Source organism: Actinomadura rugatobispora (assembly GCF_055379765.1).
In genome coordinates this window covers 166,877-192,368 of sequence record NZ_AP029191.1, presented here as the reverse complement: position 1 = coordinate 192,368, position 25,492 = coordinate 166,877, and the positions used below count along the sequence as shown (strand labels likewise).

4 protein-coding genes are annotated in these 25,492 nt (G+C 76.0%); 3 read left to right on the top strand and 1 reads right to left on the bottom strand.

The window, feature by feature from the left end; translation table 11 throughout:
* Positions 1-10: 10 nt before the first annotated feature.
* The 3 genes from ACZ466_RS00660 to ACZ466_RS00650 are packed head-to-tail and all read left to right on the top strand — an operon-like array spanning position 11 to position 24,837.
* Positions 11-14,590, top strand: a complete 14,580-nt coding sequence (locus tag ACZ466_RS00660; protein WP_464042632.1) for a type I polyketide synthase — start codon at positions 11-13, stop codon at positions 14,588-14,590.
* A 33-nt stretch (positions 14,591-14,623) separates the two neighbouring features.
* A complete protein-coding gene (locus ACZ466_RS00655; RefSeq protein WP_464042630.1) occupies positions 14,624-23,446 on the top strand; it encodes a type I polyketide synthase in 8,823 nt (2,940 codons plus the stop codon).
* Positions 23,443-24,837: a glycosyltransferase gene (locus ACZ466_RS00650; protein ID WP_378288043.1), complete on the top strand. Its 1,395-nt coding sequence runs from the start codon at positions 23,443-23,445 to the stop codon at positions 24,835-24,837. The genes ACZ466_RS00655 and ACZ466_RS00650 overlap by 4 nt, the downstream gene beginning before the upstream one ends.
* Positions 24,838-24,912: 75 nt before the next feature.
* Here the strand turns inward: ACZ466_RS00650 and ACZ466_RS00645 are convergent, their stop codons facing one another.
* The gene (locus ACZ466_RS00645) at positions 24,913-25,377 is read right to left on the bottom strand and encodes a VOC family protein (RefSeq protein WP_378288042.1); all 465 of its coding nucleotides are present in this window, start codon (positions 25,375-25,377) and stop codon (positions 24,913-24,915) included.
* Positions 25,378-25,492 lie beyond the last annotated feature (115 nt).

Sequence of the window (25,492 nt, the reverse complement as noted above, 5' to 3'; positions counted from 1 at the left end):
AGTGAGAGCTGTGGACACACCTGCCGAGAACGTCGTCGAGGCGCTGCGCCGGTCGCTGCTGGAGAACCGGCGGCTCCGCGCCGAGCACAAGCGGATGGCGGCCGCGGCGGCCGAGCCGATCGCGGTCATCGGGATGGCCTGCCGCTTCCCCGGCGGCGTCGCGTCCGCCGACGACCTGTGGCGGCTCGTCGCCGGCGGCGTCGACGCCGTCGGCGGGTTCCCGGCCGACCGCGGCTGGGATCTCGACCGGCTGCACGACGCCGACCCGCTCGTGCCGGGCCGCAGCGTCACCCGGGAGGGCGGGTTCCTGGACGATCCCGGCGCGTTCGACGCCGGGTTCTTCGGGATCAGCCCGCGCGAGGCGCTGACCATCGACCCGCAGCAGCGGCTCGTGCTCGAAGCGGCCTGGGAGGCGATCGAGCACGCCGCGATCGCGCCGGGGTCGCTGGCGGGCGGCGGCACCGGAGTGTTCGTCGGCGGCGCGGCCAGCGACCACGTCTCGGTGCTGGCCGCCGCGGGCGACGAGGTCGAGGGCCAGGTGCTCACCGGGTCCGCGATCAGCGTGCTCGCCGGCCGCGTCTCCTACGCGCTGGGGCTGGAGGGCCCGGCGGTCACCGTCGACACCGCCTGCTCCTCCTCGCTCACCGCGCTGCACCTGGCGGTGCGGGCGCTGCGCGGCGGCGAGTGCGACCTGGCGCTCGGCGGTGGCGTGTCGGTGATCGTCACGCCCGGCAGCTTCATCGAGACGTCCCGGCTGGGCGGCCTCGCCGCGGACGGCCGGTGCAAGGCGTTCGACGCGTCCGCCGACGGCACCGGGTTCGCCGAGGGCGTCGGCATGCTGCTGCTGGAGCGGCTGCCGGACGCGCTGCGCAACGGGCACGAGGTGCTGGCGGTGATCCGCGGCTCGGCGCTGAACCAGGACGGCGCGTCCAACGGGCTGTCCGCGCCGAGCGGTTCCGCGCAGCGCGCACTGATCCGGCGGGCGCTCGCCGATGCCGGGCTCTCGCCCGCCGACATCGACGCCCTGGAGGCGCACGGCACCGGGACCACGCTCGGCGACGGCGTCGAGGGCGAGGCGGTGCTGGCCGCCTACGGGCAGGGGCGGCCGCAGGGCCGGCCGCTGTGGCTGGGATCGGTCAAGTCCAACATCGGGCACGCCCAGGCCGCGGCCGGCGCGGCCGGCGTGATCAAGATGGTGCAGGCGCTGCGGCACGGGATGCTGCCCCGGACCCTGCACGTGACGCGGCCGACCCCGCACGTCGACTGGTCGGCGGGCGAGGTCAGGCTGCTGACCGAGGAGCGGCCGTGGCCGGCGGAGCCCGGCCGGCCGCGCCGCGCGGCCGTCTCGGGCTTCGGCGTGAGCGGCACCAACGCGCACCTGATCCTGGAGGAGGCGCCGCCCGCCGAACCGGCCGGGACCGGGCCGCGGCCGGTGCCCGCGGCGGTTCCGTTCCCGATCTCCGCGAAGACCCCCGAGGCGCTGCGCGGGCAGGCGGAGCGGCTGGCCGCGCATCTGCGGGCCGAGCGCCCGGAGCCGGAGGACGTGGCGCTGTCGCTGGCCACGACGAGGTCCGCGCTGGACTACCGCGCCGTGGTGGTGGCGCGCGATCGGGACGATCTGGCGGACACCCTGGACCGGATGGCCGCGGGGGAGAGCCCGGCCAATACCGTGCGGAGCTGGAGCGACGCCGCGGCGGCCGGAGCGGTGTTCGTCTTCCCCGGCCAGGGCTCGCAGTGGGCGGGCATGGCCGCCGAGATGCTGGAGTCCTCGCCGGTGTTCGCCGCCCGGATCGAGGAGTGCGCGGCGGCGATCGACCCGCTCGTGGACTGGTCGCTGGCCGAGGTGCTGCGCGGCGCCGACGGCGCGCCGTCGCTGGACCGGATCGACGTCGTGCAGCCCGCGCTGTTCGCGATCATGGTGTCGCTGGCCGCGGTGTGGCGGTCGTTCGGCGTCGAGCCCGCCGCGGTGATCGGGCACTCGCAGGGCGAGATCGCCGCGGCGGCCGTCACCGGCGCGCTGCCACTGGCCGACGCCGCGCGGATCGTCGTGCTGAGGTCCCGGCTGTTCGCCACCGAGCTCTCCGGGCGGGGCACGCTGGCGGTGATCGCGCGTCCCGCCGGCGAGGTCGCCGCCCGCATCGAGGGCGGGGACGGCTCGCTGACGATCGCGGCGGTGAACGGGCCCGCCTCGGTGACGGTGGCCGGTTCGCACGACGCGGTCGCCGGGCTGGTCGCGGAGTACACGGCGGAGGGCGTGCGCGCCAAGACGGTCGCCGCGTCCATCCCCGGCCATTCGCCGTTCGTGGAGGACGTGCGGGAGCCGCTGGTGGCCGGGCTGGCCGGAATCCGGCCCGAGCCGACCGGGATCACCTACTACTCGCCGACGGCCGGCGGGCCGCTCGACACCGCGTCGCTGGACGCCGGGTACTGGTATCGCAACGCCCGCGAGACGGTGGACTTCGAGGCGACCCTGCGCCGCGCGTTCTCCGACGGGCACCGCGTGTTCATCGAGGTGAGCCCGCATCCCGTGCTGACGATGGCGGTCGAGGAGACCGCGTCGGACGCCGGGCGGGAGATCACGGTCGCGCCGACGCTGCACCGCGACGACGGCGGCCTGCGCCGCCTCTACACGTCCCTGGGCACCGTGCACGCCGCGGGCGTCCCCGTCGACTGGGCCCCCGCGTTCGCCGACGGCGGCGCGCGGGTGGTGAAGCTGCCGACCTACGCTTTCCAGCACCGCCGCTACTGGCTGGAGCCCGCCGCCGGCCGCGCCGCCGACCCGGCCGGGCTCGGCCTGACCCCGGTCGACCATCCGCTGCTGAGCGCGGCGGTGTCGCTGGCCGGACGCGACGCCCTGGTGATCGTCGGCAGGCTGTCGCCGCGGAGCCAGCCATGGCTGGCCGACCACGCCCTCGGTGACGCGCCGCTGCTGCCCGGGACCGCCTTCGTCGAGCTCGCGCTGCGCGCCGCCGGTCAGGCCGGGTGCGCCGGCGTCGCCGAGATCACCCTCGACGCGCCGCTGCCGCTGCCCGAGCGCGGCGGCGTCCAGATCCAGCTCGCCGTCGGCGAACCGGACGCCGACGGGCAGCGGATCCTGGAGGTCCACTCCCGGCCGGACGGCGACGACGGCGCGGACTGGACGCGGCACGCGCGGGCCGTGCTGGTGCCGGACGCGGCGCCGGAGCCCGCGGGGCTCACCGAGTGGCCGCCGCGCGGCGCGGAACCGGTCGCGGAGGACGAGGTCGACGGGCTGTACGCGGCGCTCGCCTCGATGGACATGCGGTACGGGCCCGCGTTCCAGGGCCTGGAAGCGGTGTGGCGCCGCGGCGACGAGGTCTACGCCGAGGTGCGGCTGGGCGAGGAGACCACCGGCGCGGAGCGGTTCGGAGTGCACCCCGCCCTCCTGGACGCCGCGTTGCACGCGGTCGCGTTCGGCCGGTTCGTGGCGGGGAGCGGGCGGCCGCTCCTGCCGTTCGCCGTGCGGGGCGTGGCGTGCCATCGTCCCGGCGCCGCGGCGCTGCGGATCCGGCTGTCCCCCGCGGGGTCCGGCGGCGTCGCGCTGCACGCCTCCGACGAGGACGGGCGGCCGGTGCTCACCGCGGACGCCGTGGTGCTGCGCGAACTCACCGGGGGAGAGCCCGGCCGGGCCCTGGACAGGGACCTGCTGCGGCCGGACTGGGTCACCGTCGAGCCGGGCGGCCGCGCGCCGTCGGTCACGGTCCTCGGCACGGACGTCCCCGATCTGGCCGCGCTCGCCGAAGCGATCGGCGCCGGGGCCGGGGCACCGGACGTGGTGCTGGCGCCGGTCGGCACCGAGGCGGGCGCTGAGGCGGGCGACGTGCCGGCGGCCGTGCGCGCGGCGACCACGGCGGCGCTGGAGCTGATCCAGGAGTGGGTGGCGGGCGAGCGGTTCGGCGACGCGCGGCTGGTGCTGGTCACCCGGGACGCGACACGCGAACCGGCCCCCGACCTCGCCGGAGCGGCGGTCTGGGGCCTGGTCCGCTCCGCCCAGTCCGAACATCCCGGCCGGTTTCTGCTGGCCGACGTCGACGGGACGCCCGAGGCGTGGGACCTGCTGCCCGCCGCCGTGGGCACGGGCGAACCGCAGTTCGCCGTCCGCGACGGCGCGGTCCGCGCGCCGCGGCTGACCCGTGGCGCCGCGCCGGCCGCCGCCGGCCGCGCGCCTTGGGGACCGGACGGCACCGTGCTGATCACCGGCGGCACCGGCGCGCTCGGCCTCGGGCTCGCCCGGCATCTCGTCGCGGCGCACGGCGTCCGGCGGCTGGTGCTGGCGGGCCGCGGCGGCGCGACCCCCGAGGCGGCCGCGCTGCGCGCCGAACTCGCCGAGCGGGGCGCCGACGTCCGGCTGGCCGCGTGCGACGTCGCCGACCGCGCCGCGCTGCGCGACCTGCTGGCGGGCATCCCGGCCGAGCATCCGCTGACCGCCGTCGTGCACGCCGCCGTGGTGCTCGACGACGGCGTCGTCACCGGGCTGACCCCCGGCCGGCTGGAGACGGTCCTGCGCCCCAAGGTCGACGGCGCCTGGCTGCTGCACGAGCTCACCCGGGACCTCGACCTGTCCGCGTTCGTCCTGTTCTCCTCGGCCGTCGGCGTGCTCGGCGCCCCCGGCCAGGCCGCGTACGCGGCGTCGAGCACCTTCCTGGACGCCCTCGCCCGGCACCGCCGCGCCGCCGGCCTGCCCGCGCAGTCCCTCGCCTGGGGCCGGTGGGCGCGCGAGGACGACGGCCTCACCGCCGGGCTGACCGCGGCCGACGTCCGGCGCATCAGCGCGTCGGGCGTGGCCGGATTCACCGAGCCGGAGGGGCTGGCGCTGCTGGACGCGGCCTGCGCGCGCGACGAGGCCGTGCTGGTGCCGCTGCGGCTCGACCTGGCCGCGGTGCGCGCCCGGGCCGGGGAGGAGGCGGTCGAGCCGATGCTGCGCGGGCTGGTCCGCGCCGTCCCCCGCCGCCGGGCCCCCGGCGGCACGGCGCTCGCGGACCGGCTCGGCCGGGCGGGCGCCGAGGAGCGGCCGCGGCTGGTGCTGGACGTCGTGCTCGCCGAGGCGGCGGCCGTCCTCGGGCACGCCGGCGCGGACGCCATCCGCCCCGGCACCGCGTTCTCCGACCTGGGCGTCACGTCGCTGACCGCCGTGGAACTGCGCAACCGCCTCGGCGCCGTCACCGGCCTGCGCCTGCCCGCCACGCTCGTCTTCGACCACCCGACCCCGGCCGACCTCGCCGAACACCTGCTGGGCCTGGCCGAGGGCGGGGCGGCGGCCGAGACCGTCGAGCGGGCGGCCCCGGCGGACGAGCCGATCGCCATCGTGGCGATGAGCGGGCGCTTCCCCGGCGGCGCAGACTCTCCCGAAGCGCTGTGGCGGCTGCTGCTCGACGGCCGCGACACGGTGGCGGACGCGCCCCGCGACCGCGGCTGGGAGGCCGCCGGAGGCGCGGCCGAGGGCCGCGGGCTCCGCGGCGGCTTCCTCTACGACGCCGCCGGCTTCGACGCCGGGCTGTTCGGGATCTCGCCGCGTGAGGCGCTCGCCATGGATCCGCAGCAGCGGCTGCTGCTGGAGACCTCGTGGGAGACGTTCGAGCGGGCGGGCATCGACCCGCGCACGCTGCGCGGCAGCGCGACCGGCGTCTTCGCCGGCGTCATGTACCACGACTACGGGGCGGGGCTGCGGGAGGTGCCCGACGGGGTCGCCGGGTTCCTGAGCACCGGCACCGCCGGCGGCGTCGTCTCCGGCCGGATCTCCTACACCTTCGGGCTGGTCGGCCCCGCCGTGACGGTGGACACGGCGTGCTCGTCGTCGCTGGTCGGGCTGCATCTGGCGGCGCAGTCGCTGCGGTCGGGGGAGTGCGATCTGGCGCTGGCGGGCGGCGTCACGGTCATGGCGACGCCGGGGACGTTCACGGAGTTCTCCCGGCAGGGCGGGCTGGCCCCCGACGGCCGCTGCAAGTCGTTCGCGGGAGCCGCCGACGGCACCGGCCTGGCGGAGGCCGTCGGGCTGGTGCTGCTGGAGCGGTTGTCGGACGCGCGGCGTCATGGGCGGCGGGTGCTGGCGGTGGTGCGGGGTTCGGCGGTGAACCAGGACGGTGCGTCCAACGGATTGACGGCGCCGAGCGGGCGTTCCCAGCGGCGGGTGATCCGGTCCGCGCTGGCGAGTGCGGGCCTGTCGGCGTCCGAGGTCGATGTGGTGGAGGCGCACGGGACTGGGACGACTCTCGGCGACCCGATCGAGGCCGAGGCGGTGCTGGCGACCTACGGCCAGGACCGCGACCGGCCGCTGCTGCTGGGGTCGATCAAGTCGAACATCGGTCACGCGCAGGCGGCGTCGGGTGTCGCGGGCGTGATCAAGATGGTGCTGGCGCTGCGGCACGGTGTCGTCCCGGCGACGCTGCATGTGGACGAGCCGTCGCCGCATGTGGACTGGTCGGCGGGGAGCGTCGAGCTGGTCACCGAGGCGCGCCCGCTGCCCGAGCTCGACCGGCCCTCGCGGGGCGCGGTCTCCTCGTTCGGCGTCGGCGGGACCAACGCCCACGTGATCATCGAGCAGGCCCTCGAGCCGGACGGCGGCGTCCCGTCCGTGTCGTCGTCGTCGGTGTGGCCGTTCGCGGTGTCGGGGCAGTCGGACGGGGCGTTGCGGGCGCAGGCGGCGCGGTTGCGTGAGTTCCTGGCGGCCGACCATGGCGTGAGCCTGGGGGATGTGGCGTGGTCGCTGGCGTCGGCGCGTGCGGGGTTGGAGCATCGCGCGGTCGCGGTTGCCGGTGATCGTGCGGGGTTGCTGGATGCGCTGGCCCGGATCGCCACCGGTGAGCCTGGCGAGGCGCTGGTCTCCGGCGTTGCGGGTGGCTCGGGGAAGACGGCGTTCGTGTTCCCGGGGCAGGGGACGCAGTGGGTGGGGATGGGGCGTGACCTGCTGGGGTGTTCGCCGGTGTTCGCGGCGCGGATGGGTGAGTGCGCGGCGGTGCTGGATCCGCTGACGGGGTGGTCGCTGCTGGACGTCCTGGCCGACGGCGAGGCGCTGCGGCGGGTGGATGTGGTGCAGCCGGTGGTGTTCGCGGTGATGGTGTCGCTGGCGGCGGTGTGGGAGTCGTGCGGCGTCCGACCTGACGCGGTGGTCGGGCATTCGCAGGGTGAGATCGCAGCTGCGGTCGTGGCGGGTGCGCTGTCGCTGGAGGATGCCGCGTCGGTGGTCGTTGCCAGGTCGCGTGCGTTGACGGTGTTGTCGGGCCAGGGCGGCATGGCGTCGGTCGGGCTTTCCGAGGACTCGGCGGCTGAAGCCTTGGCGGAGTGGCCGGGGCTGTCGGTGGCCGCGGTCAACGGCCCGGACGCGGTGGTGGTGTCCGGTGGGCGGGAGGAGCTGGAGCGGTTCGTCGGCTCGTGCGGAGACCGGGGTGTGCGGGCGCGGTTGATCGAGGTGGATTACGCCTCGCATTCCTCTCAGGTGGACGGGGTCGCCGATGGTCTCCGGGCAGAGTTGGCGGGGGTGTCGGCGGGCGCGCAGCGGGTCGCGATGATGTCGTCGGTGACCGCTGGGTGGGCCGGGTCTGATGGCGCGGTCCCCGACGGGGACTACTGGGTGCGGAACCTGCGCGAGAAGGTCCGTTTCCACGACGCGGTCCGCAACCTCGTGGCAGAGGGGTTCCGGTGCTTCGTCGAGGTCAGTAGTCATCCGGTGCTGACGCCGGGGATCGAGGCGGCATGCGAGAACGCCGAGGTCACCGCGAGTGTCGTGGGCACGCTCCGGCGGGACGACGGCGGCGCCGCGCGCCTGCTGCGTTCCCTGGGCGAAGCCTGGACGGCCGGGCTGCCCGTGACCTGGCCCATCACCCCCGGCCAGCCGATCGACCTGCCCACCTACGCCTTCCAGCGCACCCCCTACTGGCTGAAGGACACCTCGCCGCAGCGGGCAGGGGACGGCGGTGGCCTGGACGAGACGTTCTGGTCGGCAGTCGAGGACGCCGACGTGGACGCGCTCGCGGCCGGGCTTGGCGCCGACCCGTCCGTAGTTCAGGACCTGCTGCCGGGACTCGCCGCCTGGCGGGGCCGGCTGGCCGCCGAATCCGAAGCCGACGCCTGGCGGTACGCCGTGGAGTGGCACCCCCTGGGCACCGGTTCGGGCTCCGGCCGGCTGTCCGGGACCTGGCTGGTCGTCCGGCACGAGGCCGGCGCGGACGCCCAGGCGGAGGAAACCGTGATCGACGCGCTGGCGCGCGCCGGCGCGCGGGTCGCCGAACTCGACGCCGCGGGGCTGGACCGCGCCGCCCTGGCCGCCCGCCTCACCGAGCTGGGCGAGGCGGTCCGGGGGGTGGTGTCGCTCCAGGCATGGCGCGCCGATGACGGGCCGGTACCGGCGGCGCCCGGCGTGACGGGCACCCTGCTGCTGATCCAGGCGCTCGGCGACGCCGGTGTCGGTGCCCCGCTGTGGTGTGTGACGCGCGGCGCGATGCGGACGGGTCCCGGCGACCCGGTGGCGCACCCCGCCCAGGCCCAGGTCTGGGGCCTCGGCCGTGTCGTCGCGCTGGAGCACCCGGAGCGCTGGGGCGGCCTGGCCGATCTGCCCGCGCGGGTGGACGAGCGGGCCGCCGACCTGCTCGCCGGGCTCCTCGCGGGCGCCCACGACGAGGACCAGGCGGCCATCCGCGAAACCGGCGTCCACGGCCGCCGCCTCGTGCCCGCCGGTCTCGGCGCGGCCCCGGCCGCGCCGGCCTGGCGGACCAGCGGCACCGCGCTGGTCACGGGCGGCACCGGGGCCCTCGGCACGCTGCTGGCGACCTGGCTGGTGCTGCGCGGCGCCGAGCATGTCGTGCTCACCAGCCGCCGCGGCCCGCAGGCCGACGGCGCCGCCGAACTCCGGGACCGGCTGCGCGAACTCGGCGCCACCTGCGCCGTGGTCGCCTGCGACGTCACCGACCGCGCCGCGCTCGCCGAGGTCATCGCGGCGCAGACCGCCGACCATCCGCTGCGGACGGTCGTGCACGCGGCCGCCGCCCTGGAGATCGACTCGCTGGCCGCGACCACCCCGGCCGAGTTCGAGCGGATGATGAGCGCCAAGGTCGCGGGTGCGGTGCACCTGGACGAGCTGACCGCCGACCTGGAGCTGGACGCGTTCGTCCTGTTCTCCTCGGTGGCCGGCGCCTGGGGCAGCGGGCAGCACGCCGCCTACGGCGCGGCCAACGCCCACCTCGACGCGCTCGCGCAGCACCGCCGCGCCCGCGGCCTGCCCGCCCTGTCGGTCGCCTGGGGCGTGTGGAGCACGCCGGGCATGTGGGACGGCGCGATGATCGTGGAAGGACTGGTCGTCGGCGAGCGGCAGACAAGGCACGGCCTGCCCCCGATGGACCCCGACGTCGCGCTGGCCGCGCTGCACCGCGCGCTGGACCGCGCCGAGACGACCCCGCTGATCGCCGACGTGAAGTGGGAGAACTTCGTCCCGCTGTTCACCATGGCGCGGCCGAGCCGGCTGCTGTCCACGGTGCCCGCCGCGCAGCGCGTCCTGCGCGCCGGGGCGGAGCGCCCGGCCGCCGCGTCGGCGCTGCACCGGAGGCTGGCCGCGGTGCCGCCGGAGGCCCGGGAGCGGATGGTGCTCGACCTGGTCAGGACGCACGTCGCCGCGGTGCTCGGCTACTCCGGCGGCGACGAGGTCGATCGGCGCCGCGCGTTCCAGGACATCGGCTTCACCTCGCTGTCGGCGGTGGAGCTGCGCAACCGGCTCAACGAGGTCACCGGCCTCAGGCTGCCCGTCACCGTGATCTATGACCACTCCTCGGCGGAGGACCTGGCCCGCCACCTGCTCGGCGAGGTGCTGCGGCCGGAGGCGGCGGAACCGGACCGGGCCCGCCCCGCCGCGGTCACCGACGAGCCGGTCGCGATCGTCGCCATGGCCTGCCGCTACCCCGGCGGGATCACCTCACCGGAACGGATGTGGGAGGCCGTCTCGGCGGGCCGGGACGCGATCAGCGGGTTCCCGCCGGACCGCGGCTGGAACCTGGACGACCTCTTCCACCCCGACCCGGAGCACCCCGGCACCTCCCACGTCCGGCACGCCGGGTTCCTGCACGACGCCGGGGACTTCGACGCCGGGCTGTTCGGGATCTCGCCGCGTGAGGCGCTCGCCATGGATCCGCAGCAGCGGCTGCTGCTGGAGATCTCGTGGGAGACGTTCGAGCGGGCGGGCATCGACCCGCTGTCGCTGAAGGGCTCCCAGACCGGCACCTTCATCGGCGCCAACCCCGCGCCGCAGGGCGGCGGCGGAGGCGAGATCGCCGCCGAGCTCGAAGCGCACATGATGACCGGCAACCTCCCCAGCGTGCTGTCCGGCCGCGTCTCCTACGTGTTCGGGTTGGAAGGACCTGCGGTCACGGTGGACACGGCGTGTTCATCGTCGCTGGTCGGGTTGCATCTGGCGGCGCAGTCCCTGCGGTCGGGGGAGTGCGATCTGGCGCTGGCGGGCGGCGTGATGGTGATGGCCTCGCCCGCCGGGTTCGTCGGCTTCTCCCGGCAGGGCGGGCTGGCGTCCGACGGCCGCTGCAAGTCGTTCGCGGCGGCCGCCGACGGGATGGGCTTCGGCGAGGGCGTCGGGCTGGTGCTGCTGGAGCGGTTGTCGGACGCCGAGCGCAACGGTCGGCGGATCTTGGGGATCGTGCGTGGTTCGGCGGTGAATCAGGATGGTGCGTCCAATGGGTTGACGGCGCCGAATGGTCAGGCTCAGCAGCGGGTGATCCGGTCGGCGCTGGCGAGTGCGGGCTTGTCGGCCGGTGATGTGGACGTGGTGGAGGCGCACGGTACCGGGACGGTGCTGGGTGATCCGATCGAGGCGCAGGCGGTCTTGGCGACCTACGGCCAGGACCGGGAGCGTCCGCTGCTGCTGGGGTCGGTGAAGTCGAACATCGGTCATGCTCAGGCGGCATCAGGCGTGGCCGGTGTGATCAAGATGGTGATGGCCCTGCGGCACGGTGTCGTCCCCGCGACGCTGCATGTCGACGAGCCGTCGCCGCATGTGGAGTGGACGGCCGGGAGCGTCGAGCTGGTCACCGAAGCGCGCCCGCTGCCCGAGCTCGACCGGCCCTGGCGTTCGGGCGTCTCCTCGTTCGGGATCAGCGGGACCAATGCCCACGTGATCATCGAGCAGGCCCTTGAGCCGGACGAGAGCCCGGCTCCGTCCGAGTCGCCGTCGGTGTGGCCGTTCGTGGTGTCGGGCAAGTCGGACGGGGCGTTGCGGGCGCAGGCGGCGCGGTTGCGTGAGTTCCTGACGGCCGATCCTGGGGCGGGTCTGGGGGATGTGGCGTGGTCGCTGGCGTCGGCGCGTGCGGGGTTGGAGCATCGCGCGGTCGCGGTTGCCGGTGATCGTGCGGGGTTGCTGGATGCGCTGGCCCGGATCGCCACCGGTGAGCCTGGCGAGGCGCTGGTCTCCGGCGTTGCGGGTGGCTCGGGGAAGACGGCGTTCGTGTTCCCGGGGCAGGGGACGCAGTGGGTGGGGATGGGGCGTGACCTGCTGGGGTGTTCGCCGGTGTTCGCGGCGCGGATGGGTGAGTGCGCGGCGGTGCTGGATCCGCTGACGGGGTGGTCGCTGCTGGAGGTCCTGGACGACGGGGAGGCGCTGCGGCGGGTGGATGTGGTGCAGCCGGTGGTGTTCGCGGTGATGGTGTCGCTGGCGGCGGTGTGGGAGTCATGCGGCGTCACGCCGGACGCGGTGGTCGGGCATTCGCAAGGTGAGATCGCGGCCGCGGTCGTGGCGGGTGCGCTGTCGCTGGAGGACGCCGCGACCGTTGTTGTTGCCCGATCGCGTGCGTTGACGGTGCTGTCGGGCCAGGGCGGCATGGCGTCCATCGGCCTTTCCGAGGCGGAGGCGGCCGAGTCGCTCGCGGAGTGGCCGGGGCTGTCGATCGCGGCGGTCAACGGCCCGGACGCCGTCGTGGTCGCGGGTGATGGCGGAGAACTGGAGCGGTTCGTCGCCTCGTGTTCAGACCAGGGTGTGCGGGCCCGGTTGATCGAGGTGGATTACGCCTCGCATTCGTCTCAGGTGGACGGGGTCGCCGATGCTCTGCGAGCGGAACTGGCGGAGGTTCCGGTGGGGACGCAGCGGATCGCGATGATGTCGTCGGTGACCGCGGGCTGGATCGGGTCCGATGGGGTGGCCCCCGACGGGGACTACTGGGTGCGGAACCTGCGCGAGAAGGTCCGTTTCCACGACGCGATCCGCAACCTCGTGGCAGAGGGGTTCCGGTGCTTCGTCGAAATCAGTAGTCATCCGGTGCTGACGCCGGGGATCGAGGCGGCATGCGAGAACGCCGAGGTCACCGCGAGTGTCGTGGGCACGCTCAGGCGCGACGACGGCGGCGCCGCCCGCCTGCTGCGCTCCCTGGGCGAAGCCTGGACGGCCGGGCTCCCCGTGACCTGGCCCATCACACCTGGCCAGCCGATCGACCTGCCCACCTACGCCTTCCAGCACCGGCGCTACTGGCTCACGCCGCGCCCAGCGCCGGCCGAGTCCACGGTGGACGGCGAGTTCTGGAAGCTGGTGGAGCAGGAGGACGTCCAAACGCTGGCGGACTCGCTCGCGGTCGAGGCCGAACCCCTGCGGGACATGGTCCGGTCGCTGCGGACCTGGCACCGCGGCCGGCGATCCCGGTCCGTCATCGACTCCTGGCGCTACCGCGAGTCCTGGCACCCGCTCACCGTCCCGGCCGAGGGGTCGCCGGCCGGAAAGTGGCTGCTGCTCCTGCCGGATTCCGCCGCCGGGCCCGCCCGCGAGGCCGCCACGGCCGTGGCGGACGGCTTCGGCGAGTCCGCGGAGGTGCTCGTCGTCCCGGACGGCGGCGACGGCGCCGAGCTGGCCGAATGGTTCCGTGCCCTCGACGGGGTCGCCGGTGTGCTGTCGCTGCTGGCGCTCGACGAGCGCGCCCATCCCGTGCACGCGGCGATGCCGTCCGGCTTCGTTCACAACCTGCTCGCCCTGCGGGCGATGACGGACGCCGGGGTCGACGCGCCGCTGTGGTGGGCGACCCGCGGCGCGGTGTCCCTCGGCGCCGCCGACCCGGTGCTCGGTGCGGAGCAGGCCATGACCTGGGGGACCGGCCGCGTCGCCGCGCTCGAGTACGCGCGGCGCTGGGGCGGCCTCGTCGACCTGCCCGCGACCGTCGACGAGCGGGCCGTCGCCCTGCTGCGCGGCGTGCTGGCGTCCGGGTCCGGGGAGGACCAGGTCGCGGTGCGCGCGGCCGGGGCGTTCGGGCGGCGGCTCGTCCGCGCCCCGCAGGCCGGGGCGGAGAAGGCGCCGTGGCGGCCGCGCGGCACCGTGCTGATCACCGGCGGCACCGGTGCGCTGGGCGCCCGCGTCGCCCGCTGGGCGGCGGCCAACGGCGCGGAGCATCTGGTCCTCACCGGACGCCGGGGCCCGGACGCCCCCGGCGCCGCCGCCCTGGCCGCCGAGTTGCGCGAGTCCGGCGCCGGGGTGACGGTCGCCGCCTGCGACGCCGCCGACCGGGCGGCGGTGGCCGCCCTGCTGGCCGGGCTGCCCGCGGACCGGCCGCTCACCGCCGTCGTCCACGCGGCCGGGATCGCCGAGGTGGGGATGCTCGCCGAGACCACGGTCCCGGAGTTCGCGCGGACCCTGACCGGGAAGGCCGCGGGCGCGCGGAACCTGCACGAGCTCACGGCCGGTCTCGACCTGGACGCGTTCGTCCTGTTCTCCTCGGGATCGGCGTCCTGGGGCAGCGCGGGCAACGCGGCCTACGCGGCGGGCAACGCCTATCTGGACGGGCTCGCCCAGGTCCGCCGGGCGGCCGGCCTGCCCGCCACCTCGGTGGCGTGGGGGAACTGGGGCGGCGGCGGCCTGACCGCGGGCGCCGGGGAGGAGGCGCTCACCCGGCGCGGCGTCCGGGCGATGGACCCCGACACGGCGGTGCGGGCCCTGGCGCAGGCCGTCGGGCACGGCGAGACGCTGCTGACGATCGCCGACCTCGACTGGGAGCGGTTCGCGCCGCCGTTCGCGCTCGGCCGCCCGAGCCCGCTGATCGGCGAGATCCCGGAGGCGCGGGACGCGCTCGCCGGGGCGGCCGCGGACGAGGGCGCCACGACCGGCCTGCGGCGGCGGCTCGCGGAGCTGACCGCGCCCGAGCGGCGCCGCCTGGTCTCCGTGCTGGTCGGCACCGAGATCGCCGCGGTGCTCGGGTACGCGGGCCCCGACGACGTCGAGCCCGACCGGCCGTTCCAGGAGGTCGGGTTCGACTCGGTCACCGCCGTCGAGCTGCGCAACCGGCTGACGAGGAAGACCGGGACGCCGTTGCCGGCGACCGTGGTGTTCGACCATCCGACACCGGCCGCGATCACCGAGCTGCTCCTGGCGACCCTGGTCGAGACGGACGCCGCGCCGCGCTCCCGGCTCGACGTCCTGGACGAGCTCGCCCGGGAGATGGCGGCCGCGGACCACGACGGCGACACGCGCCGCCAGGTCGTGGTCCGCCTTCAGACCCTCATCGCGAAGCTGAGCGAGAACGGCACCGGGAACGGGGCGGCGAACGGTCTCGACGGCGCCTCCGACGAGGAGCTCTTCGGCTTCATCGACAACGATCTGGGCGTCTCCTGACCCCGGGCACCGTGGGAGAAACGAGGACATCACGTGCGCGTTGAAGACAGGCTGCGCGAGTACCTCAAGCGCGTGACGGCGGACCTTCAGGCCACCCGCGAGCGGCTTCAGGCGGTCGAGTCCGGCTGGGGGGAGCCCGTCGCGATCGTCGGCATGAGCTGCCGCTATCCGGGCGCGGAGTCTCCCGAGGAGCTGTGGCGGGTGGTGGACGCGGGCCGCGACATGATCGCGGACGCGCCCGCGGACCGCGGCTGGGACCCGGAGCTGTCCTGCGCGGGCGGTTTCGTCGCGGACGCGGGCGGCTTCGACGCGGACCTGTTCGGGATCTCGCCGCGCGAGGCGCTGGGGATGGACCCGCAGCAGCGGCTGGTGCTGGAGGCCGCGTGGGAGGCGTTCGAGCGCGCGGGGATCGACCCGCACTCGCTGCGCGGCGGCCGGGCCGGGGTGTTCGTCGGCGGCACGTCCCAGGACTTCGCGATGCGGATGGTGGGCGCCGGCGACTCCGTCCCCAGCTACATCACCGGCGGTTCCGGGAGCGTGCTGTCCGGCCGCGTGGCGTACGTGTTCGGGCTGGAGGGCCCGGCGGTGACGATCGACACGGCGTGCTCGTCGTCGCTGGTGGCGGTGCACCTGGCGGTGCAGTCGCTGCGGTCCGGGGAGAGCTCGCTGGCGCTGGCGGGCGGGGTGGCGGTGATGTCGACGCCGGGCGCCTTCCTGGAGTTCTCGCGGCAGGGCGGGATGGCGTTCGACGGCCGCTGCAAGTCGTTCGCCGCGGCCGCGGACGGCACGGGCTGGGGCGAGGGCGTCGGGATGCTCCTGCTGGAGCGCCTGTCGGACGCCCGGCGCAACGGCCGCCGGGTCCTGGGGATCGTGCGCGGCACGGCGGTGAACCAGGACGGCGCGTCCAACGGGCTGACCGCGCCGAACGGCCTGGCGCAGCAGCGGGTGATCAGGGCGGCGCTGTCCGCCGCGCGGCTGCTGCCCGGCGACGTGGACGTGGTCGAGGCGCACGGCACCGGGACGGTGCTCGGCGACCCGATCGAGGCGCAGGCGCTGCTGGCGGCCTACGGGCAGGACCGGGACCGGCCGCTGCTGCTGGGGTCGATCAAGTCGAACATCGGGCACGCGCAGGCGGCGTCGGGCGTGGCCGGTGTGATCAAGATGGTGCTGGCGCTGCGGCACGGCGTCGTCCCGCGGACGCTGCACGTGGACGAGCCGTCGCCGCACGTGGACTGGTCCGCGGGCGACGTCGAGCTGGTCACGGGCCCGCGCCCGCTGCCGGAGGTGGACCGGCCGTGGCGGGCGGGGGTGTCCTCGTTCGGGATCAGCGGCACCAACGCGCACGTCATCGTCGAGCAGCCCCCGGAGCCGGACGAGGACGCCGCGGCCCGGCAGGCCCCGGCCGGGGAGCCCGCCGCCGGTGACGCGGTGCTCCCCTTCGCGGTGTCGGGGAAGTCCGAGGCCGCGTTGCGGGCGCAGGCGGGCCGGCTGCGCCGGTTCGTCCTGGAGAGCCCCGAGGTCCCGTTGCGCGACCTCGCCTCCGGGCTGGTGTCCTCGCGGGCCGCGCTGGACCGCCGGGCGACGGTGCTCGCCGCCGGCCGGGACGAGCTGCTGGCCGGTCTCGTGGCCGTCGCCGGCGGAACGGCGGCCGGCAACGTGGTGTCCGGTACGGCGCGCGGCACCGCCCGGCTCGGCGTGGTCTTCTCCGGGCAGGGCTCGGAGCGTGTCGGCATGGGCCGCGAACTGTACGAGGCGTTTCCAGTGTTCCGCGACGCCTTCGACGAGGTGTGCGCGGTCGCCGACGGGCTGATCGGCTGCTCGCTGCGGGACGCGGTGTTCGGCGACGCCGCGGAGACCCCCTTGCGGGGGACGCTCTTCGCGCAGCTCGGCCTGTTCGTGGTCGAGGTGTCGCTGTTCCGCCTGGTGCGGTCGTGGGGGGTGCCGGTCGAGGTCGTGCTCGGGCACTCGCTGGGCGAGGTGGTGGCCGCGCACGTCGCCGGGGTGTTCGGCCTGGCGGACGCGGTACGGCTGGTGGTGGCGCGCGGCCGCCTGATGGACGGCGTCTCCGGTGGCGCGATGGCGGCGGTGGAGGCGTCCGAGGAGGCGGTGCGGGCGGCGCTGGCCGACGGGGCGGAGATCGCCGCGGTCAACGGCCCGGACGCGACGGTGGTGTCGGGCGAGCGGGACGCGGTCCGCGCCGTCGCGGGGCGGCTGGCCGAATCCGGTGCGCGGGTGCGCTGGCTGCGGGTGGAGCACGGGTTCCACTCGGCCCAGATGGAGCCGGTGCTGGAGGACTTCCGGCGCGCCATCGCCGATGTGCGGTTCCACCGCCCGGAGATCCCGGTGATCTCCAACGTGACCGGCGGGCTCGCGGGCGCGGAGCTGTGCGACCCCGGCTACTGGGTGCGGCACGTGCGGCGGACGGTGCGGTTCGCCGACGGTGTCGGCGCCGCCGTGGAGGCTGGCGCGACCGCCTTCCTGGAGCTCGGGCCGGACGGCTCGCTGACCTCGCTCGTGCGGTCCCGGCTCGGCGCGGGAGGGCACGATGACGTCCCGGCCGTGGCGGGGCAGCGCCGTGGCCGCGCGGATGCGGCGACGTTGCTCGGCGCCGTCGCGGCCCTGCACGCGGGCGGCCTGCCCGTCGACTGGCGCCGTTGCGTCGGCGGCGGCGCGGGCCCGCTCGACCTGCCGACCTATCCGTTCCAGCGCCGGCACTACTGGCTGAAGACCGAACCGGTGGTGCCCGCCGGGCAGCCGGAAGGGCGCTTCTGGGACCTGCTGCGGGAGGCGGACGCGCCGACGCTCGCCGCGGAGTTCGGTGTCGACGCGGAGGCGGCCGGGCGCGTGCTGCCGGGTCTGCTGGAGTGGCGGCGGCGCGAGGACGACCGGCGCGCCGCGGACTCCTGGCGCTACCGGGAGACGTGGCGGCGTCTCGACCTGCCCGAGGGCGGGCCGTCTGGACGCTGGCTGGTCCTTGTCCCGGACGGCGTCGACGGGGCGGGCTTCCGCGACGTCTTGGCGGCGGCGGGCGCCGAACCGGTCGTCCTGCCCGTGGAGGGCGCCGCGGGGCGGCGGGAGCTGGCCGCCAGGCTCGCGGAGTCCGCCGGGGAGCGGCCCGCCGGAGTGCTGTCCCTGCTCGGCCTGGACGAGCGGCCCGGCCCCGAAGGGCTTCCCGCCGGGCTCGCGGCGTCCGTGCTGCTCGTGCAGGCGCTCGGAGACGCCGGGATCGACGCCCCGCTGTGGTGCGTCACCAGCGGTGCCGTGACCGCCGGCGCGGCCGTGACCAGCCCCGTCCAGAACCAGCTCTGGGGCCTCGGCCGGGTCGTGGCGCTGGAGCATCCCCGCCGCTGGGGCGGCCTGGTCGACCTGCCGTCCGGGTTCCAGGACGGCCCCGCGCGGCTGATGGCCGTCCTGGCGTCCGCGGGCGGCGAGGACCAGGTGGCGATCCGGGAGTCCGGAGTGTTCGGCCGCCGCCTGACCCCGCACCCGGCCACCGGGCAGACCCCGTGGCGGCCCGGCGGCACCATGCTCATCACCGGCGGCACCGGCGCGCTCGGCGCCCGCGTCGCCCGATGGGCGGCCGAACGGGGCGTCGCGGGCCTGCTGCTCACCAGCAGGCAGGGCGCCGACGCGCCGGGGGCGGCGGCGCTGACGGAGGAGCTGACCGCCCTCGGCACCCACGTCACCGTCGCGGCCTGCGACGTCGCCGACCGGGACGAACTGGCCGCGCTGCTGCGCGAGATCCCGGCCGACCGGCCGCTGGCCTCGGTCGTGCACGCCGCCGGTGTCGCGGCGTTCCAGCCGGTCGCCGACCTCGGCCTCGCCGAGCTGGCCGAGCTGACCCGGGCGAAGGTCACCGGCGCCGCGAACCTCGACGCGCTCACCGCGGACCTGCCGCTGGAGGCGTTCGTGCTGTTCTCGTCCGGCGCGGCGGCCTGGGGGAGCGGCGGCAACGCCGCCTACGCCGCGGGCAACGCCTACCTGGACGCGCTCGCGGCCGACCGCACCGCGCGCGGCCTGCCGGCCACGGCCATCGCGTGGGGCACCTGGGCGGGCGGTGGCATGGCCGACGGCGCCGCCGACGCGATGCTGTCCAGGCGGGGCGTGCGGGCCATGGCCCCGGAACCGGCGATCGCCGCGCTCGCCGAGGCGGTCGCCGCGGGCGAGCCCACGGTGACGGTGGCCGACATGGACTGGTCCCGCTTCGCACCGACCTTCACGCTGGCCCGCCCGGCGCCGCTGCTGGACGGTATCCCCGCCGCGCGCGAGGCCCTGCGCGACCAGGCCGGTCCCGCCGACGCGGGCCACGCCGCCGAGCTGCGCCGCATGCTCGCCGCCGCCGACGACCCGGAGCGGGCGGTGGCCGACCTCGTGCGCGCCGAGGTCGCCGTGGTGCTCGGCCATTCCGGCGGCGACGACATCGATCCGGGCCGCCCGTTCGCCGACCTCGGGTTCGATTCGCTGACCGCGGTGGAGCTGCGCGATCGGCTCACCGCCGCCACCGGCCTGAGCCTGCCGGCGACCCTGGTGTTCGACCGCCCGACCGTCGCGGAGCTGGCCGCGCATCTGCTCGCCGAGCTGCGCGGGGACCGCGCGGATCCGTCGGCCGCCGGGCGCGGCGCGGCCTCGCCGGACGAGCCGATCGCCATCGTGGCGATGGGCTGCCGCTACCCGGGCGGCGTCGAGAGCCCTGCGGACCTGTGGGAACTGGTCGCGTCGGGCGCCGACGCGATCGCGCCGGTGCCGGGCGACCGCGGCTGGACGGGCGAGAACGCCGCCGCCGCGGGCGGCTTCCTGCGCGGCGCGGGCGGCTTCGACGCCGGGCTGTTCGCGATCTCGCCGCGCGAGGCCCTGGCGATGGATCCGCAGCAGCGGCTGCTGCTGGAGACGTCGTGGGAGACCTTCGAGCGGGCCGGCATCGACCCGCTGTCGCTGAAGGGCTCCGCCACGGGGGTCTTCGTCGGCGGCACCGCGCAGGACCACTCCCTCAAACTGCTGCTGGCCGGGCCCGACGGCAGCGCCAGTACCAGCGCGTCGAGCAGCGTGCTGTCCGGCCGCCTGGCCTACTCGTTCGGACTGGTCGGGCCCGCGGTGACGGTGGACACGGCGTGCTCGTCGTCGCTGGTCGGGTTGCATCTGGCGGCGCAGTCGCTCCGGTCGGGTGAGTGCGATCTGGCGCTGGCGGGCGGCGTCACGGTGATGGCGACGCCGGGTGCGTTCATGGAGTTCGCGCGGCAGGGCGGGCTGGCGGGCGACGGCCGCTGCAAGTCCTTCGCCGCCGCCGCCGACGGTACGGGCTGGGGTGAGGGCGTCGGGCTGGTGCTGCTGGAGCGGTTGTCGGACGCCGAGCGCAACGGCCGCCGGATCCTGGGTGTGGTCCGTGGCTCGGCGGTGAATCAGGACGGTGCGTCCAATGGGTTGACGGCGCCGAATGGTTTGTCGCAGCAGCGGGTGATCGGTGCGGCGCTGGCGAGCGCGGGCCTGTCGGCTGGTGAGGTCGACGTGGTGGAGGCGCATGGCACCGGGACGGTGCTGGGTGATCCGATCGAGGCGCAGGCGGTCTTGGCGACCTACGGGCAGGACCGGGAGCGTCCGGTGCTGTTGGGGTCGGTGAAGTCGAACATCGGTCATACGCAGGCGGCGGCCGGGGTCGCCGGGGTGATCAAGATGGTGATGGCGCTGCGGGAGGGCGTGGTCCCCGCGTCGTTGCATCTGGACGAGCCGTCCCCCCACGTGGACTGGTCGAGCGGAGCGGTCGAGCTGGCCGCCGGGGCGCACGACCTGCCCGAGCTGGACCGGCCCTGGCGCGCCGGGATCTCCTCGTTCGGGATCAGCGGGACCAACGCCCACGTCATCATCGAACAGGCCCCCGAGGCGGCCGAGGTCGTCGAGCCCGAGACCGATACCTCCCCGCTGCCCTTCCCGGTGTCGGGGAAGACCGACACCGCGCTGCGAGAGCAGGCCGCGCGGCTGCGCGATCTCGTTCTCCGCGACCCCGGAACCGGGCTGCGGGACGTGGCGTGGACGCTGATGTCCGCCCGTGCCGCACTGGAGCGACGCGCGGTGGTGATCGCCGCCGACCGCGACGAGCTGGCCGCCGGCCTGGCCCAGGTCGCCGACGAGGGGACCGGCGTCTGGGGCGCGGGCCCCGACGGCCTGCGGGCGGCGGCCACCGCCTGGACGGCGGGCTCGCCGGTCGAATGGCCGGTCGAGAGCGGCCGGACCGTGGAGCTGCCCACCTACGCGTTCCAGCGCGCCGACTACTGGCTGGACGGTGACCCCCTGGCCCGGACGGGAAGCGGCCTGGACGGGTGGCGCTACCGCGAGACCTGGGAGCCGGTGCCCCTCGGCCCGCCCGCCGACCCCGGCCCGGTCCTGGCCGTGCTGCCCGCGCACGGCCTGGACGACGCGGCGCGCGCCCTGCTCACCGGCCTCGGCCGCACGGCCGAGGTGCACCGCCTGACGGTCGGCGACCTCGATCGGGAGAGCCTCGCCGCGCGGCTGCGGGCGGCCCCGCCGGTCCGGGCCGTGCTGTCCCTGCTGGGCCTGGACGAGCGCCCCGACCCGGACCGTCCCGCCGTCCCGCTCGGCGTCGCGGCAAGCCTGCTGCTCGCCCAGGGGCTGCTGGACGCCGGTGTCACCGCGCCGCAGTGGTGGCTGACCCGCGGCGCGGTGTCGACCGAGCCCGACGATCCCGTCACCGGCTCCGCGCAGGCGCAGCTCCTCGGCATCGGCCGGGTCATGGCGCTGGAGCACCCCCGCACCTGGGGCGGCCTGGTCGACGTCGGCGACGCTTCGGCGGCCGACCTGCTGGCGCGGATCCTGGCGGGCGCCGCGGGCGAGGACGACCAGGTCGCGCTGCGCGCGGACGGCGTCCTCGGCCGCCGCCTCGTCCCGGCCCCGCAGACGGGGACGCGGGAGTGGCGGCCGCGCGGCACCGTGCTGATCACCGGTGGGACCGGCGGCCTCGGCGCCCATGTCGCGCGCTGGGCCGCCGCGAACGGTGCCGAGCAGGTGGTGCTGGTCAGCCGATCCGGCAAGCGGGCGCCCGGCGCGGCGGAATTGGAGGCGGAACTCGCGGCGTCGACCGCGGTCCGCATCGAGGCGTGCGACGTCGCCGACCGCGACGCCCTGGCCGCGCTGCTCGACGGCCTGCCCGAACCGCCGACGGCCGTGGTGCACGCCGCGGGGGCCACGGGATCGGAGCCGGTCGCCGGCCTCGGCGTCGACGGCTTCGCCGCCGTGACCACGGCGAAGGTCGCCGGCGCCGCGAACCTCGACGCGCTCACCGCCGGGTACCCGCTCGACGCGTTCGTCCTGTTCTCGTCCTGCGCCGGGTTGTGGGGCAGCGCGGGCGGCGCGGCCTACTGCGCCTCCAACACCTACCTGACCGGGCTTGCCCAGGACCGGGCTCGGCGCGGGCTCCCGGCGACCTCGATCGCGTGGGGCGCGTGGGCGGGCGAGGGGATGAGCGGCGGCGAGGCGCTGGCGGCGCTGCGCGCCCGGGGGCTGCGGCCGATGCCGCCCGAGGAGTCCCTGCGCGCCCTCGCCCTCGCGGTCGGCGCCGGGGACGGGCACGTCGCCGTCACCGACGTGGACTGGTCCCGGTTCGCCCCGACGTTCACCATCGCCCGGCCCAGCCCGCTGATCGGCGGCGTGCCGGCGGCGCGCGCCGCGCTCGACGCCGGGGCCGGGGGCCCGGCCGGCGCGGCAGCCGACCCCCGGGCGCGCGACAGGCTCGCGGCGCTGCCGCCGGGCGAGCGGCAGGAGACGGTGGCCCGCCTGGTGCGCACCGAGATCGCCGCCGTGCTCGGGTACGCGGGGCCGGACGAGGTCGGCCCCGCCCGCCCGCTCGCCGAGCTGGGCTTCGACTCGCTGACCGGGATGGAGTTGCGCGACCGGCTCGCCAGGGCGACCGGCCTCACCCTGCCCGCCACGGTGGTCTTCGACCATCCGACCGCGGACGCGCTCGCCCGGGAACTGCTGGAGCGGCTGGGCGCCGGGGCGCCGCCCGCGCAGTCTCCGGCGAGCCTGGCCGCGCTCTACCGCGACGCGTGCGCGGTGGGCCGGTTCACCGAGGCCAACGAGATGATCATGATGGCCGGCCGGCTGCGCGCCACGTTCGCCGACCCCGCCGAGCCGGGGGCGGCGGGCTCGCCCGTCCGGATGGCCACCGGGGCGGCGGCCGGGCCGGTGCTGGTCGGGATCCCCGCGACCAGCATGCTGTCCGGGCCGCACGAGTTCGTCCGGTTCGCCCGCGCGCTGGACGGGAAACGCGAGCTGTGGGTGCTGCCGGTGCCGGGATTCGTCGCGGGCGAGAAGCTGCCCGCGACGCTGGACGCCCTGGTCGAGCTGCACGCGAACGCGGCCCTGGACGTCGCCGCCGGGCGCCCGCTCGTCCTGGTCGGCCGCTCGTCCGGCGGCACCCTCGCGCACCAGGTCGCCCTGCGCCTGGAGGAGCGCGGCGTCCGCCCCGCCGGGCTGGTGCTGCTGGACACCTACGAGGTGGGCAGCGAGGCGGCCGAGCAGGCCCAGCCGGGACTGCTGGCGAACCTGGGCGACCAGGAGGCCAGGTTCGGCGCCATCGACGACGTCCGGCTCACCGCGATGGCCGCCTACTTCGCGCTGCTGTCGGGATGGCGGCGGCGGAACCCGCAGGCCCCGAGCCTGTTCGTCCGCGCGACCGGGGACCTGGCCCCCGGCGAGGCGGCCCGCAGCACGTGGTCCCTCGACCACGAACTGGCCGAGGTCGCCGCGGACCACTTCAGCATGACCGAGGAGCACGCGGAAGACACCGCGGCCACGGTCGACGGCTGGATCACCACGAAGACCGCGACGGAGGAGACACACGCATGACAGAGCACCGCGGCCCGATCCTGTTCGCCTCCAACCCCAGCGCGGGACTGATCAACTGCGTGCTGGCCATGGCCGGCGAGGTCAACCGGCGCGGGGGCGCCGACCTGTGGTTCGCCAGCACCGAGGACCGCAGCGGGGACGTGTGGCGCCTGCCCGGAGCGGAGCGGGTGCGGTTCGTCTCCGTCGGCGAGCACCTCCCGGCCGTCGACCCGGTGAGCTGGCCGGACGAGACGCACCGCGCGCTGATCGGGGAGTCACGGCTGCGCCGGTACACGACCTTCCTGGACCACGCCTTCGACGCCGCCGACGTCTGGGCGAAGTACGAGCGCCTGCTGGCCGAGATCGACCGCATCCGCCCGGCCCTGATGGTCGTCGACTCCTCGACCGGCTGGGCGCTGGACGCGGCGATGGTCCGCGGCGTCCCCTACGTGATGACGGTGCCCCTCCCGGCGAGCGGCGCCTACCTGGACCGGCTGCCGTGGGGCTACCCGGCCCCGTTCAGCGGCCTGCCCGGGCGGATGGGCCCGCGCCAGCGGATCGCCAACGTCGCGTTCCGCATCGGCAGCAGGCTCGCGTTCTTCACGCCGTCCCGGCTTCGCATGATCGCGGAGAACGCGCGCCGCCGTAAGGGCGCCGACCTGCCCAACGTCGCCGCCGCGCCCTCACGCTACGCCGACGGAGCAGAGGCCGTCCTCAGCACCATGGTGCCGGAACTGGAGTACCCCTTCCCCGGCCAGGAGAAGGTGACCATGCTCGGCGCGGTGCTCCCCGAGGAGGACGGGGCGGCCGCCGGCGACGACGGCGGCGAGCTGGCCGCCTGGCTGGACCGGCACGAGTCCATCGTCTACATCGGGTTCGGGACCATCATGCGGCCCACCGCGGCGCAGGTGAAGGCGATCGTGGAGATGTGCGAGCGACTCGGGGACCGGCACCAGGTGCTGTGGCGGCTGCCCGCCGCCCGGCACGAACTGCTGCCGGAGAAGCCGCCGGGCAACCTGCGCGTCGAGACCTGGCTGCCGTCCCAGCTCGCGGTGCTCGCCCACCCGAACGTGCGGGTCTTCTTCAACCACGCCGGGGGCAACGCCGTGACCGAGGGCCTCTACTTCGGCAAGCCGCTCCTGGTGCTGCCGTTCTGGATGGACTGCCACGACTACGCGGTCCGCGCCGTCGACAGCGGCGCCGCGCTGGCGCTGGACCAGCGGGAGAGCGGCGACGCCGAGGTGATCACGGCGAAGCTGGAGCGGCTGCTGGCCGAGGACGGCTTCCGCGACGCCGCGCGCGCCATCGCGGACAGCCAGCGCGGCGCGGGCGGGGTCCGCGCCGCCGCCGACCTGATCGAGCGGGCCGCGGCCGCGGCCGCACGTCCCGCGCCCGACCCGACCGCGGCATGAGACCGCGCCGCCGGGACCGGTGGGACCGGTCCCGGCGGCGCGGGCGAAGGCTTCGGTGTGTTCGGACGGGCCGGCTCAGACATCCTTGAGCGCGTCCGGGACCGGGGTCGTCCCGGGCTCGACCGCGTTGGGGTTCGGCGTCGAGTCCTGGCTCATGTTCATGGAGAACAGGCCGATCAGGGTGCCCCGGTTGTCCCGGACGTGCGCGATGTCGAAGGTGCCGTCCTCGTTCTTCATCGGCGGGATCGTGACCCGGCCGCCGGCCTCCTCGACCCGCCGGCAGGTGTCCCTCAGGTCGTCGACCTGGAGGACCAGCGTCACGTACTCCTCGGGCACCTCGGTCCCCTCCGGCGTCAGCTTGGTGTCGAACACGGTGCCGAACGGCATGTTGCTGCCCTCCGGAGTGTTGGCGAAGCTGAACGGGTTCCCCTTTCCCTCGGTGAAGCTCCAGCCGAATGCCTGCTCGTAGAACTTCTCGGCCGCACCGGGGTCGCGGCTGCCGATCTCGAAGAACATGACTCGTGCGGTGGCGTTGGACAATGGTCCGTTCCTTTCGGGGTGAATTCAGCTCTCGCCGGGATGGTATTCATGGACCATGAGGCCGTGTCCGCGGCCAATTTAAGTCGCCGATTTCAGGCTGTCAACACAGGTGGGG